The following is a 14,482-nucleotide window of genomic DNA, read 5'->3' on the forward strand; positions in this document are numbered from 1 at the left end:
CTGCGCTTCCGGAGCTGCGGGGCTTTGCCCCGCAGGCCCAGGGCTTCGCTGCGCCCTGCCCTGGGCCTGCGGGTTCGCTGCGCTCCCCCGCCTCAAGGGCCCTTCCGGCTGCGCCTCCAGGGCCCGGGGCCCGCTGGCGCGGGCCTGGCTGGCTACGAGGAGCGGGGGTCGCACGTTCGTGCCGGGTTCTAGTGTGGTGGCTGCCTCAGGTAGATGCAGCATGTATCATTGGCAGAAACCGGGGACACCCTGCCAGTCACTCGGGAATCTCCCAAGTTCCGAGAGTATGGCCCGGTGACCGGTCACCATGAATCTACCGGACCAGATCCCGCGCTGAGCAGCGCTTCAATGCTCTGGGTGGCGCAGTATCAGACGGCGGGTGTGAAGGCCCGGTTGAGACTGTTCGCGCTCCTGGAGGCGCAGGGCGTGCCCGCGAGCGAGGCGGGCGACCTTGTGGCCGGGGCGCAGTGCGAGGTGGTGGAGCTGGACGGCATGGTGCCGGCTTCTCGGGGTGTGCTGTGTTCGCGGGCGGCTGCGACGAAGGGGTGATGGCGGTGAGTGAGGCCCCTGGGGCATCGCGGTCCAGGACTGGCCACGGCGCGGCGGCCGGTCGGGCGGGGTGGTTGAGCTGGCCGTACGTTTCGCGGACGTGAGGCAGCGTGAAGAGGCGGACCTGGTGCGGCTGGAGGGGTTCATTCGGGAGTCCGTGCTGCCGCGCGCCCGTCCGCACACCATGGCGCGGCGTCGGGTGCTGGAGGTGCTGGGCGAGGCCGGCGGCCTGTGTACGGCGCGGAACGGTGAACAGCGACGAGGTCTACATCCTGCGCGCTCGGTGTGGACATGACGGCCCGGACGACCAGCCGCCCTTCAGGACGGAAAACCCGGCTGACACAGGACGGGTGCGTCGATCTAGAACGGCTCGGGAGCCGCCTGCATTGCGCACACGGCCATCGAAGGACCACAGAAATAGGAATCGGGGAAGGCTTGGAAATGATTTATATTCCGCTCAAAGAACACCAGGTCGACCAGAAAATACGCTTTCGTAACTGGGTTGGATTTCCTGCAAGATCCTTTGTGCCTCCGGAAGGGGCGCGTGCCATGGGGGTGTCCGCGACCGGGTCCGGTAAGACAATCACCACCGCTGCGTGCGCTCTGGAGTACTTCCCGGAGGGGCGGATCCTCGTCATGGTGCCCACGCTGGATCTGATCGTGCAGAGTGCCCAGTCCTGGCGGCGGGTCGGGCACCGGGCGCCGATGGTCGCGGTCTGCGCGGTGGACAAGGACGAGGTCCTGGAGCAGCTCGGCGTGCGCACCACCACCAACCCGATCCAGCTCGCCCTGTGGGCCGGAAGCGGTCCGGTGGTCGTGTTCGCCACGTACGCCTCCCTCGTGGATCGCGAGGACCCCGCCGACGTCACTGGTCGCCGGACTGTCCCTGGGCCGTTGGAATCGGCTCTGGCGGGCGGGGAGCGGCTGTACGGGCAGCGGATGGCTCCGTTCGACCTGGCCATTCTGGACGAGGGGCACATGACGGCCGGAGACATGGGGCGGCCGTGGGCGGCGATCCACGACAACAGCCGGATCCCTGTCGACTTCCGGCTCTACCTGACCGCCACCCCGCGGATCCTCGCCGCGCCCCGGCCGCAGCACGGGCGGGGCGGGCGGGAGGTGGTCATCGCGTCGATGGAGGACGACTCCAGCACCTACGGCACCCGGATTTTTGATCTCGGGCTGGCGGAGGCGGTGGAACGCTCGATCCTCGCCGGTTTCGAGATCGACGTGCTCGAGATCAGCGACCCCGACCCGGTCCTGGGGCTGTCGGAGGACGCGCTGCGCGGCCGGCGCATGGCCCTGCTCCAGGCGGCGCTGCTGGAGCACGCGGCGCAGCAGAATCTGCACACCACCATGGTGTTCCACCAGCGGGTCGAAGAAGCCCGCGCGTTCGCCGAGCAGATGCCGGCGACGGCCGCCGAGCTGTACACCGCTGAGGCCTCCGCGGCGGCGCTGGCCGGTGCGGAGGAGCTGCCCGCGTCGTCGATCGACGCAGAGCTGTACGAGCTGGAGGAGAGCCGTCACGTGCCTCCGGAGCGGGTGTGGGCGGACTGGCTGTGCGGGGACCATCCCATCGCGCACCGGCGTGCGGTGATCCAGCGGTTCGCCAACGGCATCGACGCCCGAACCCGGCGGGTGCACCGGGCGTTCCTGTCCTCCGTACGCGCCCTCGGGGTCGGGGTCGACATCACCGGACTGCGCGGGGTCGAGGCCGTGTGCATCGTCGGGTCGCGCAGCTCCCAGGTCGACATCGTCCAGAACATCGGACGTGCGCTGCGCCCCAACCCGGACGGCCGGGCCAAGACCGCGCGGATCATCATCCCCGTCTTCCTCCAGCCCGGGGAGGACCCGAAGGACATGCTCGTCTCGGCCAGCTACCAGCCCCTGGTCGACATCCTCCAAGCCCTGCGCTCGCACTCGGAACGCATGGTCGACCAGCTCGCCTCCCGCGCCCTGACCCGCGGCAGCGAACGGCGGCGCATCCACGTCCGGCCCGCCCCCGCGGCCGATGCGGTCGGCGCGGAGAACGGGGACATGCCCGAGGAGGCCAGCGAGGCGCAGCAGGAGGTCGACCGGGTCACATCGGTCGTGGTCAACTTCGCCTCCCCCCGCGACGCCGCCGACATCGCGGCCCTGACCCGCTGCCGCGTCATCCGTCCCCAGTCCCTCGTCTGGCTCGAGGGCTACCACGCCTTGGTCCGGTGGCGCGCCGAGAACGGCATCACCGGCCTGTACGCCGTGCCCTATGACACCGAGACCGCGGTCGGCGCGACGAAGGGCTATCCCCTGGGCCGGTGGGTGCACCAGCAGCGCCGCGCGCACCGCGCAGGTGAACTCGACCCCCACCGCAAAGAACTCCTCGACGACGCCGGAATGGTGTGGGAACCCGGCGACGAAGCCTGGGAGAACAAACTCGCCGCCCTCCGCTCCTACCGGCGAGCCACCGGACACCTTGCACCCCGACAAGACGCCGTCTGGGGCGAAGGCGGGAGGGACGGCGAGCAGCTGGCCATCGGACAGCTCCTCGCCAACCTCCGCCGCAAGGGCGGCCTCGGCAAGGACCCCGAGCGAGCGGCGCAACGCGCACAGCAACTGACCGCGATCGACCCGGACTGGAACTGCCCCTGGCCACTCGACTGGCAACGCCACCACCGCGTCCTCTCCGACCTCGTCGACGCCGACGGCCACCTGCCCCACATCGCACCGGGCGTCACCTTTGACGGCGACGACATCGGACGATGGCTCACGCGGCAAAGAGAAGCGAGTACCTGGACACAACTGTCTACCGATCAGCAGGAACGGCTGACCGCGCTGGGTGTGACGCCCGTCGAACGGCCCGCTCCAGCCCCGGCGGCCCCGCGTTCAACGAAGGGGCCGAGCAAGGCGAAGCAGTCGTTCCAGCGGGGCCTGGCGGCCCTCGCGCAGTGGGTCGAGCGGGAAGGCGCCGACCGGCCCGTGCCGCGCGGCCACGCTGAGGAGATCTCAGTCGACGGCGACACAGACCCGGTGATCATCAAGCTAGGCGTGTGGGTATCCAACACCCGCGCAAGGCGGGACAAACTCACCGCGGAGCAGCTCGAAGCGCTACGGAAGCTAGGCATCGACTGGATCTGACGGTCGTCGACAGGATCCGTCCCGTTTGGCAGTGATCCGAGGCTGGGTCAGGGGCGCGGGGTTGGGTTTGTGAGGTACGGAGCGAGTTGGGCTTCGAGGTCGGCGATGCGTTTGTCCATGAAGCGGTTGTTCTGGCGGGCGCTGGTCAGGCGCTCTTGAATCTGCTGGTTGTCCTGGGTGAGCTGTCGTACGTGCTGCTTCAGCGTGGTGTTCTCGGTGACGATGCGCTGGAGGGAGCCCTCGGGTAGGTCGTGTTCGAGGTCGCGGATCTTGCCGAGGAGTTCTGCGATGTGGGTGCGCTGGGTGCGGATTTCGCGCTGGGCCTGGGTGAGTGCGTCTTCGGCGTTGAGTGCACGTTCCTTCCAGGCGGGCTGGGCGCGGCTGCCGCTGTTGGAGACTGCGGGATGGGGTCTGCTTGCGCAGGTGGCCTGCTCGATCAGGTCTCTGGCCTGTTGATTTTGATAGAGGAAGGTGCGTGAGACGCGGGCGGTACGGGCGAGGGCGGCGACGGTGACAGGCGTATGGTCGCGTGCTGCGGCCGCCAGCGCGGTCTGGAGGCGTTCGAGCATCTCTTGGGTGGCTTGGCGGCGGGCTTGGGCGGCTGCGTCGGTGCGGGACGTGCTCATGGCTGTCCTGTGGCGTCGTCGGGGGCCTGCAGCGCTACGAGGTCTCGGGCGCGGAAGGCAGTGCTCCAGGTGCGGTGGAAGTAGTCCTGGGGGCGCCGAAAGTCCAGGGTGAGGGCTTCGTCCAGGATGCCGAGGGCGGCCAGGGCCTGCTCGAGTCCCTTGATGGCCTGGGCGGTGGGTTCGAAGACGGTGTGGAGGTAGTCGGCGGTGGCGTCGTCCGGGGCGTTCTCTGCGATCGAGCGCCACTGTTCGGCTTTGCGTCGCCAGTAGAGGAGGTCTGCGCCGGAGAGGACGAAGTTGTCGCAGTTCTCGCAGTCGAGTTTCCAGGGGCAGGATCCGCCGTCGACGACGGGTTGGTAGGTGCAGAAGCCCCCGTCGGCGGGGGTGCTGCGGCGGGAGAGATCCAGGGCCAGGGCGAGGGCTGTCTCGCGGTCCATGGGGGTGGTGTCGCCGGAGAGGAGTTCACCTGGGCGGGGTGCGCCGGGGCCTGCCACCCAGACGGTGTTCAGGACGTCTTCGAGGTCACTGTTGGTGATCTTCACGTAGTGCTCGGCCATGCGCTCGGACAGCTGGCCCAGGTAGCGGCGGATGTGAGTGAGCGTGGCGCCGGCGCGCAGCAGGTTGGTGGCCAGTGTGTGGCGGGCCTGGTGAGCGACGTACGCGCCACCGAGGTCGAGGTCGGAGATCCAGGTCCTGAAGCGCTCGTTGAAGTGTCCGTAGGAGATCGGCTGGCGGCCGTTGGGGTTGCGGATGCGGGAGGGAAACAGGGCCAGGCCGGCGCGTTCGGTGGCTGCCGGGGTGCGGCCGTAACGCTTCTCGAAGAGCTGGAGTGTCTTGGTGCGGCGGGCATCGAGGCGCTGGTAGATGGGCTCGGGGATGCGGATGCCCTCGTTGTAGTTGCCGACCTTGGTCTGGTCGTGCCACAGCATGGCCAGGCCGCGGTAGCGGCCGATGCAGTCCAGGCGCAGACCGACGACCTCGCTGCAGCGGCGCCCGGTGGCGACGATGGTCTCCCAGATGTCCCGCAGGCCCCGGTCGTTGAGGTCGAGTTCCTCCAGGCGGCGCAGGTTGGTCTCGTCCATCAGCGCGCGGGCGACGTCGTCGCTGAAGGGGTTGCGGGAACGCTGCTTGAGTCCGGTGCCGCCGAAGGGGATGGCGGTCAGGAAGCCGGTGTCGATGCCGAGGCGTTCGGCGTGGCCGGCGGTGATGGCGCTGTAGAGCAGCTTGCGGGCCCCGTTGAAGACGAATTGGCAGCTCAGATCGGTGACGTTGGGGGATCGTCCGTCGACCAGGACCATGCCCAGGGAGGGCAGGCCGTGGCGGGCGCGGTGGCGCTGGTCGGCGACGAACCGCTCGGCGTGCTCACGGCGCAGCACACTGGGGTCGTGCCCGGCCTCGGGTGCGTCAGCCTGGAGGAAGACGCCCAGTTCGACGGCGGCGCGGCGCATCTGGTCGAAGGGGCCTCTGGTGCGGGGGCACTGCGGGGATCGTAGCCACTCGGCGAGATGGTCCCAGAGCAGGTCGCGCAGCCACCGCTGCGGCACGGCGGTGATATCGAAGTGGCTCTGGGCGTTCTTGAAGCGCCGTCCGAAGTGATCGGTCTCCAGGAAACCGGCGTCCTTGGTGTCCGAGGGGCTGTAGTAGACGCAGCGCAGACCGCTGACGATTTCCCAGATGATCTTGCGGACCTCGGAGTCCATCTGCTTGCGCGTCAGGTCTTTGTAGCCTCCGTCGTGCAGATCCATCAGGGACGTGATGCTGCCCCGCCAGCAGTACCTGACGAGATTCCTGATGCCATTGGTGGTCCACTCGGAGTGCTGCGCGGACTGGGCATGGGCGTGCAGGCCCCACTGGATCTCGGCCCGCACCAGCGGGGGCAGGCAGTGGAGGTTGACCAGCCCTGGCTGCGTGACCGGCTCCGCAGTGGCGCACCAGGCGCGGAATGCCTCCTCGTCTCCGTAGGTCACCGGGAGCGGCCGGCCGTCCTTGAGGGGGCCGCGTAAGTTGTGCGACCGGGCGTCTCCGGGGCGGTTGTCGATCTTGTATCGGTTCAGATGCTGCAGACACAGCCCCAGCGAAGTGCAGGCCAAAAACGGGCACCGCGCCTGGCACAGGCCGTAGCCGGGAAGCGGGCGCTGGGTACGGGACCAGTCCTCGAACCGGGCGCGGTCCATGCCGGCTGCCTCGCCGTACTGCCACCTGGTCTGGTGCTGCTGGCACAGCCGGGTGGCGGGACTGATCGCCGGACGGTCGGGACAGATCAGGCACCGGCCGTAGTCCACTCCCCGCGCGGCGGGCAGAGCGGCGGCCGCGTCCATGAAGGCACGCTTGGTCTGCCCCGCCCGCTCGGCCTGCTCCCACTCCAAGTTGTGCGTGTTGCACAGGTTGTGGCTGACCCGGCGGATGCGCAGGCAGCCGTCAACGGCGCACTGCCAGGCGTAGACCGGGTGGTGAGGCGGGATGAAGATCAGCGTGTCGCGGAAGAGCGGGTCGAATGCGGGAGCCGTGATGAGGGCCGTGAGCAGTTCGAGCCGGTCGCGGCCGACGCGGGTGGTGTCGGTGCGGCCTGGCAGCAGCGTCAGCGGGATCACGGCTGTGTCCCCCACACCTGCTCCAGCGCCGCGGTGAAGACCGGGTCGTGGACGTCCACGTGGCCGTAGACCTGCTCGACGGTCGCGGCCGAGGCCCAGCCGCCGGCCTCCCGCGCGATCACCGCGTTGCCCCGTGCGGCGTCCAGCACCGCGGTGGCGAAGCTGTGCCGGAAGGCGTGCGGCACCACCCGGCCGATCTCCACACGGGCTGCGGCCCGGCGCAGCATGCCGCGGGCCGCAGCCGTGGTCCACGGTTGCCCGCGGGAGGGGCCGTGCAGGCCGACCAGGAACATGCCGTGAACGGACTGGGCGGGGTACTGGGTGGTTATGTACTCGAAGTAGGTGTGGATCATCGCCGGGCTCGCCCGGCGCACCGTCCCTCCGCACACGGTGTTGTCCTGCCAGCTCCAGGGTGTCTTGGTCTTGACCCGGGCCCGGTTGGCGTTGTCCTCGCGGTGGCAGATGTGCACGTGCGGCCCCCGGCACTGCCCGCACGCGGCCTGCTCCCGCAGGTGCAGGTCGGCCAGGCGCAGCCCGCACAGCTCACCGATCCGGAAACCGCCGTCGGCCAGCCACGTGACTACCATCCGGTCCCGCGCGCACGAGGCCGCCCCCAGCAGCAGATCCCGGGCGCCCTCGGGCAGCATCTTCGGATGCCGGCGCACCCGCTCCGCCGGGGCCAGAGGGTTCGCGGGCATGCTGTGCAGGACGTGCCCGAGCATCGCCCGCCGCCGATCCACCCGCGTCGGCAACCGTGTTGCGCGCAGTGCCTCCGCCAGCGACGGGTTCACGCCCCGGATGCCCAGGTGGAGGTAGAAGCCCTTCAGGCAGGCCGCCGCGGTCTTCAACGCACTGTGCCCGTACGGGCGTTTCCCCTCCCGCCACGGCAGACCGAACGGCCCCGGATAATCCGCCCCCAAAGCCGCCATGTAGTGCCGCAGATCCTCAAGCGACACCGACTCCACCGTCAGACCCGCAAAGCGGAGCCAGCGCAGATGATCTACCAGCACATACGCGTACGTGCGGTCCGTGCCCGCCGCGCAGGTACGCAGGAAGCCGTCCGCCTCCGCCACCACCGAGCAGTCCGTGTCCATGACCGTGTAACAGACCCGCCCGCCGGCACGGACGATCTCCTGCACCCGTAACTCCCCCACCACCAACCGACCACCCGCCATGTGGCGCCTCCTCCAGACCCGGAACCGCCCCGCTGGCGGAACCCTCCGGCCTCGAGTCCACACCCCTCCCCACGTCCCCGGACCACTCCACGCGAACGTCCCACACACCCAGGTGACGGTTGGTAAAGTCCGTCACCCTCACACGCCAGAACGCCCCCTCGGGTCACGTTGACGGCAGACATCCTCAGGGACAGGCATGGCCGACGGCCCGATGGTTCATCCATACCGCCACATCACACACCCGCAGCGCACTCACCGTCTCGGGTAGCCCCGCGGCCTGCCTCAGTTCCAGCAGTTGGTGGTGCAACGCGGCGCCGTCCTCACGCAGCGCGGTGTGGAGGGCGAGCCAGAAGGATGGCGGCCGGCCGACGGCGCAGCGGACGACGCGGTCGTAGACCGGGAGCAACCGCGGACGCTTACGCGCCAGAATCTTTCCCGCGATCACCCAGTTGACCCCGTGCTGGTCGCAGAGGAGGTGCCAGGCCTGGTCCGCCGGCGAGCCTTCGGCCACGACAGCCGCTTCGGCATCAGCCATGTCGGTGTCTCTGGGAATGGCCTGCAGCAGGCCGGACAGCCGTGCGCCGAGGCGCCCCTCCAGGATGTCCAGCGCAACAGGCGCCGGAACGGTGACCGACAAGGTCTGCACCGCGACCAGGTCCTCCGCCGTGATCCGGTCGGCGACCTCCGGCCGGTCTCCCCCACCCGCCAAATGCTCGAACCGGCTCCCGGTGAACGGCATCCCGCCGGGCGGCACGCCTATGCCGAAGTAATGCCGCAGGTCACCGATGACGCGCTCGGAACTCAGCAGGACACCCAACCGCCGCCCCAACGGCGACAACACCCCATCAGAAACACCGGACACTGCGGTGGAAGCGGCCATGAGATCTCCATCCTTCATCGAGATCGTCAGCAAACCAGGTCTGAGCGGCACACCCGGGTTGCTGCCCACTCGGGCTGTCTTCAGAAGCGCTCGTGCCCAAGACATGAAGCCGTCGGCGGGACACGGCCGGCGAAGAGTGGAGGGTGCGCAGCTTCGCTGCCTTAGCCGTGCGCGGAGCGCAGGTACATCGGCAGGACGGTGCGCATGAGCTGTTCGCCGCGGGTAGTGATGGCCTCGAAGTCGCTGCGGGCCATGGCAGCGAAGTTGGTCGGGTAGGAGGCGACCGCGCTGCGCGGAACGAGGTCGGCTGGCGGCGCGGGCAGGCGGTCGTCCTTCATTCCGAGATAGGCAAGGGCGAAACCGTCGATGCGTCCGCTCGCGGCCCACTCGTGCAGGCGGGCGCGGGCGGAGTCCTGGGCCTTGCGGTGGACGGTGGCGAAGGAGCGGCTGAGGCGCCCGAGCATGAAGTGCGGTGCCTTCAAGGCGAGTTCCCCCAGCCCGGCGTCGCAGGAGATGATGAAGGGCACGTCGTAGACGTGCTGGGTGTGGTGCGGTGAGCGTCCCGGTTCGAGGACGGACAGGCCGAGGTTGTCGTAGACGCCGCCGTCGGTGAGCAGCACGGTGTGCTGCTGGTGGTGTCCGTCGCGGTGCTGGAAGGTGAAGGTGCGTTCCAGGGCTGGCAGGAGCGCGGGGTAGGCGGCGGAGGCGGCTACGGCGGTGGCGACGTGGACGGGCTCGGTGATGGTGCCGTAGCGGGAGCAGCCGCTGCGGGTGCTCCCGAAGCGAACCGCGTTGGTGGTGGCCAGGTCGGTGGCGGTCAGAACGACGTCGAGACCGGGGTGGGTGACGTCGGCCAAGGTGGTGGTGCCGAACGCCTTGTGGGCGAGGACGGCGGCCAGGGCGTCCGTGCGGTTGGCGGGGCGGGCGACGGTGACCTGGGTGGTGCGGGTGAACAGTTGGCGGGTGCCTGCGCGGGCGGCCGCGGTGAGGTTGCGGGCGGCCGCGGAGGGCTTGAATGCCTGGCGTGCGATGTCCAGTTGCAGGCCGGAGCGCAGCAGGTCGGTGGTGCTGGCGTCGAAGTCGGTGAACTCTTTCGGGCCGTAGGCCCACAGGGCGGCGAGGAGGGACCCGCCGGAGATGCCGGAGACGACGCGGATGCAGTCGAGGAGATCGCGGTCGTGCAGGGCGCGCAGGCACCCGAGGTGGAAGGCGGCGGCGCGGGAGCCGCCGCCGGACAGGGCGAGGCCGATGGTGCGGGTCATGAGCGGGAGCCCTTGCGTGGGACGGGGACGGGACTGTGGGGGCGGGTGGAGTAGCCGCCGGGCCACCACTGCACGGGGCCGAGGTGAGCGGGTGGTTGCTGCGGGGGCGGCTCAGCCGTGACCGAGGCGGTGCGGGCGGCGAGGTGGGCGTAGAGGTCGGGGCTCTCCCCGGTGGCGAGCCACTGGTGCCAGACGGGAGGTGGTCCTCCGGCGATGAGGACGAGGGCGCGGGCGGGGGCGTCGTCCAGCGGGAGGGTGAGGCTGGTCATGGCGGCGCGGTCGGTGGTACTGGGCTGTGCTGCGGTGTGCGGGTGGGTGTGCCACATGCCCAGGAAGCGGCTGATGTTGCCGGTAGCCTTCCGGCGGGCGGTGAGGTGGCCGCCGACGCCGTCCAGGCCGTGCTGGAAGTAGGCCTCGGTCAGCAGGGAGTCGGGGGGCGGGCCGGTGGCCTCGTCGATGAAGATCACACCGGTGGCGTCGTCGACGGCGCCGAGCAGGGTGCCGCCGGTTTCCACGCGCGGGCCCCGCACTCGGGCGCCGCGGCGGGCTTCCGCGCGCATCTCGGCCAGTGCGGCCGGGGTAATGCGCACGTCGTAACCGGTGGCCTCGTCCGTGGCGAGGGTGTCGTTGGGCCAGGTCAGCCAGCGCGGCCCGGACGGCTGGGTGCTGGTGGGGCCGGTGGGCATGCGGACGATGAGGACGGCCATGGTGTGCCGGTCGGCGGGTTCGGCTAGGGCGTGGAGGACGCCGGTCGCCAGTTGTCCGGCCAGTGCGGTGACGTCGGCGGCCGATCCGGTGAAGGTGGTGTCCGAGCAGCCGGGTTCGGGCTGGAAGAGCTCGGTCGGGGGTGTGGTGGGGAAGAAGTCGTCGATCAGGTCGTCGAAGGCGCGCGTGGCATCGGCGTGCGCGGCCAGCGCGGTGCGCCGCAGGACGTCCGTGCCACCGCCGGTGGCACCGCGGGGTGAGATGGCGGCGATGCCGCGGGTGGCGTGGTGGCCGATCATCAGTGTGGCCAGGTGGGGCCAGGGGGCGGTGTCGGTGCGGCGGGCACGTTCGAGGTGGGCGCGGACGATGCGGTTGGCGGTGCAGTCCCAGATCAGGTCGAAGGTGTGTAGGTCGAGGGCGGACAGCCGGGTGGTGACGTTGCCGACGAGGGCTTCGACATGGGTGGCGTGGGGGTCGATCCGGTTGAGGCGGTCGGCCAGGACCCTCGCCTTGGAAAAGCCGATGTCGGCGTCCGTATAGGGCTGGCGGGCCAGGATTCCGGGGTGGACGAGTCCGTGGTCGGCGACAGTGAGGTGCGCGGCTCCGGCGCGGGTGCACATGTCGGCGACGGGTGCTCCCAGGGCCCCCGCGCCCAGGACGAGGATGCGTTTGCCGCGCAGCCAGGCCGCGGGGCTGGCGTGATCGCGTCGGACCGTGACCTCGGGCCGGGCTTCGTAGACGCGCATCCACCGGGTCCTCTGGCGGTCGAGCCAGTCGGTGCCGAACCGTACGACCTCATCGCCGAGTTCGGCCAGGTGCGCATGCCCGCTGAAGGCAGTGTCGGCGGCCAGGCGCCCGACCTGATCGGCGAAGTCGGGCAGGTGCCAGGCCACCAGGTGCGTCCGGCGGGGCCTGTCGCCGGCGATACCCCGCGAGGGGGTGCCCAGCAGCAGGTGCACCGGCGCGGCTGGGGTGTCCTCGTCGTCCCCGGTCGACGCGGTGGCGTCGGCGTCAGCGTCGGGGCACAGCAGGGTGCGGTTGTGGCCAGCGACGAATCCCGTCAGCCCCAGCAGCAGGCGCGGCGTGATGTGGTCGCGGGCCAGGAACTCCACCAGCTCGCGCGCGGTGAGCGGGTATTCGAACGTCAGGTGCTTCGTGGTGACGACGACGGGGGCGAGGAAGGCGCGGGCGTCGGCCGGCAGCGCGGCGCTCTCCCGCAACTGTTCCAGGCTGTCGGGCCAGGGGTCCTCGACGGCGAGCCAGCCCACGACGTCGCATCTGATGTCGTTGACCTGGTGCAGTACGGCGGCGCCCAGCCACGGCCCGTCCGGTCGTGCGACGGGCGCGTCGTGGCGAATCACGAGGAGTCCCGCGGTGTGGTCGGTCAGGGCGTTCGGGGGGTGCAGGGGTTCGCCGGGCCGATCCAGTTGTCCCGCGGCGGCCGCCTCGAACCAGTCCAGGAGGCGGGTGATGAACCCGTACATGCCGTCGGCCGGATCCCACTCGGTCGCCGTCGAGCGGTACAGGCAGAGGTGGCGGCCCCAGTTGACGTGCGGGGCGCCGGCGAAGCGGGTGTGCCGGGTTTGCACGCTGGGAGCCCTGAAGGGAAAGTCCGGGGGGATCCGCAGGGTGACCGCCTCGACGCTGCGCAGCCGCAGGCCGTTCTGGGTGGGCGGCAGGTTGGCGCAGCCGACGCTGACGCGGGCCTCGACGTACCCGTCGGCTGCGGCGGCAACGTGGGTGGCCGCCACCGATCCTCGAGATGCCTGGACGATCCGGTGCAGCTGGTCGAGGGCGATCTGCTGGCCCTCGGTGAGTTCCAGGGTGGTGCTGTCCTTCACGCGGCACCGAATCCGATCTGCACCGCGGGCTCGGCCTTGTCACCCCTGGCCTGCTGCACACCGGCGCGCGCGGCGTCCGTACCCCGCGGGTGCGGCAAGCCGGTACCGGCAGCGAAGGCCGCGGCCGGGTAGCGGGAGGCACCCAGTGCGGCCAGCAGCCGGCGTCCCCCGCCCGCGGCCTCCAGCATCCGGGCCTTGCTCTCCAGGTCGGCGACGTCCACCAATTCGAGGCCCAGGCCAGGCTCCAGGGCGAATACCACCGGACGGGGTTCCTCCTTGGAGGGGTACTCCCCCGTGCACAGCACCTCGTAGTCGGTGATCGACGCGTAGGCGTCCCGGGCCAGCAGGTGCGGCGGGTTGTTGCCCTTCTCGTCCTTCTCGCGGAAGGGCAACGAGCTGGCGATCACCCGGGCGTCCGGGCTGGCATGCGCCTGGAGCAGGTCAAGAAGGTCCTGCTTGAGCTCCTCCTCGCCGTCCTCGCCCTCGGCGTACATGGCCTTCTTCGAGCAGTGGTGCGGGGAGAGCAGCACGTCCCACTCCACCCGGTCCGCGTTGCCAGCGGCCTCGCTGTTCTCGAAGATCATCTTGATGATGGGGTAGGCGAGGTCGCCCAGGAACAGCAGTCGGCCGACTGTGCCGTCACTGGCCTTCAGCTGTACCTGCAGGGCCAAGGACGTGTCGTTGCGGTCGCCGGCGCAGTGGTCCTTGAACGGTGCGTGGACGAACGCCTCGAACCGGTCCTCGACGTCTTGGCCGTCGATCTTGGTGATCACGTCGCCGGGGAAAGTGAAGTACTCGTCGGGCAGTTCGGCGTAGGAGTGCAGTTCGCGGTCCTCGTCGTAGCCGATGATGCGCACCCGGTCACCGCTGGCCGGCACCTTGCCGTCCTTGACGGCCTTGAGGGTGGCGTTCACGCGTCGCTCGACCTCGTCCTGGAAGCGCTGTGCGTCCTCGCACATCGGCTTGTCCTCGGACAGTTCGCGCCACAGCCGAGGCGTCGCCCAGATCTCCCCGATCAGGATGGAGCTCTCCAGAAGGTCACCGAAGCCGCAGCAGTGGTCCGAGTCGGCGTGGGTCAGGGCGAAGACCGCCAGGTAGGGCGTCTCGCCGTCGGGTCGCGGGAGGGTCTCCTCCAGGCGGTCGATGACGGCGGCGACCACCGCGTCGTCCTCGTCGGCGGCCTTCATGTCCCGTAGGTCCACCTGCATGACCAGGTTGTCGCCCAGCACGATCGTGGTGGAGTCCCCCGTGCCCACCGGCCAGAACACCACCCCCTGTCCTGGCAGTTCCGTCTCGACCATGTCACACCTCTTCACTCGATCTTGATCAACTAGCGGTAAAACAGGACAAGTTCACCCGATGAACAGGTCTACCACGCGCCACTGACAACGCCGCCGCCATCGGGCCGACGGAGACCGACACGAACGCCTCCCCATCACGCACTGCGCCCCCTTGCGCCGGCGAACGAGTACCCATGCCGCCCGGCAGTCCGAACCAGGGGGTGCACCGTCGCGTCGGTATCGGCGTCGTACGCTTCGACACTTCCACCGGCTCGCCGTCCACGGCGACGGTCACCGTCTCGTGCTGGTCCCCTGGTGCCGGGTGTCCGCCGTCGCCATGACGACCTCCCCGAACCACCCCGACATCGCGAACATGCACGACACCTGAAACGCCAGCTCAGCGGCATTCCCAACACGACTTCAGTCGGTAAAACGGACGAGGCCCACGGAACCGCT

9 protein-coding genes are annotated in these 14,482 nt (G+C 69.9%); 2 read left to right on the plus strand and 7 right to left on the minus strand.

What is annotated here, in order from left to right; all coding sequences use genetic code 11:
* Positions 1-357: 357 nt before the first annotated feature.
* Complete coding sequence (locus GBN72_RS34475; protein WP_164541063.1) at positions 358-549, plus strand: hypothetical protein; 192 nt, start codon at positions 358-360, stop codon at positions 547-549.
* A 441-nt stretch (positions 550-990) separates the two neighbouring features.
* Positions 991-3,666: a DEAD/DEAH box helicase gene (locus GBN72_RS33810; RefSeq protein WP_174887254.1), complete on the plus strand. Its 2,676-nt coding sequence runs from the start codon at positions 991-993 to the stop codon at positions 3,664-3,666.
* A 47-nt stretch (positions 3,667-3,713) separates the two neighbouring features.
* Here the strand turns inward: GBN72_RS33810 and GBN72_RS33815 are convergent, their stop codons facing one another.
* From GBN72_RS33815 to mblB, 7 genes are all read right to left on the minus strand, one after another.
* Complete coding sequence (locus tag GBN72_RS33815) at positions 3,714-4,292, minus strand: DUF6262 family protein (RefSeq protein WP_164541065.1); 579 nt, start codon at positions 4,290-4,292, stop codon at positions 3,714-3,716.
* Positions 4,289-6,898: a tyrosine-type recombinase/integrase gene (locus tag GBN72_RS33820; RefSeq protein WP_246213071.1), complete on the minus strand. Its 2,610-nt coding sequence runs from the start codon at positions 6,896-6,898 to the stop codon at positions 4,289-4,291. The genes GBN72_RS33815 and GBN72_RS33820 overlap by 4 nt, the downstream gene beginning before the upstream one ends.
* Positions 6,880-8,058 carry a tyrosine-type recombinase/integrase gene (locus tag GBN72_RS35970; RefSeq protein ID WP_281372138.1) on the minus strand — a complete coding sequence of 393 codons (1,179 nt, stop codon included), beginning with the start codon at positions 8,056-8,058 and terminating at the stop codon, positions 6,880-6,882. The genes GBN72_RS33820 and GBN72_RS35970 overlap by 19 nt, the downstream gene beginning before the upstream one ends.
* Positions 8,059-8,242: 184 nt before the next feature.
* Complete coding sequence (locus tag GBN72_RS33830; protein WP_151775814.1) at positions 8,243-8,938, minus strand: DUF6308 family protein; 696 nt, start codon at positions 8,936-8,938, stop codon at positions 8,243-8,245.
* Positions 8,939-9,099: 161 nt separating this feature from the next.
* On the minus strand, positions 9,100-10,200 hold the full coding sequence (locus tag GBN72_RS33835) for a patatin-like phospholipase family protein (RefSeq protein ID WP_151775815.1): 1,101 nt from the start codon (positions 10,198-10,200) through the stop codon (positions 9,100-9,102).
* Positions 10,197-12,746, minus strand: a complete 2,550-nt coding sequence (cap2-3, locus tag GBN72_RS33840; RefSeq protein WP_151775816.1) for an anti-phage 6A-MBL system cap2_3 protein — start codon at positions 12,744-12,746, stop codon at positions 10,197-10,199. The genes GBN72_RS33835 and cap2-3 overlap by 4 nt, the downstream gene beginning before the upstream one ends.
* A complete protein-coding gene (gene mblB / locus GBN72_RS33845) occupies positions 12,743-14,047 on the minus strand; it encodes an anti-phage 6A-MBL system MBL-fold protein (RefSeq protein ID WP_151775817.1) in 1,305 nt (434 codons plus the stop codon). Before mblB ends, cap2-3 begins: the two co-directional genes overlap by 4 nt.
* Positions 14,048-14,482: the final 435 nt, after the last annotated feature.

The sequence above is a fragment of the Streptomyces abyssomicinicus genome (genome assembly GCF_008974245.1).
Taxonomy (GTDB): Bacteria; Actinomycetota; Actinomycetes; order Streptomycetales; family Streptomycetaceae; genus Streptomyces; species Streptomyces abyssomicinicus.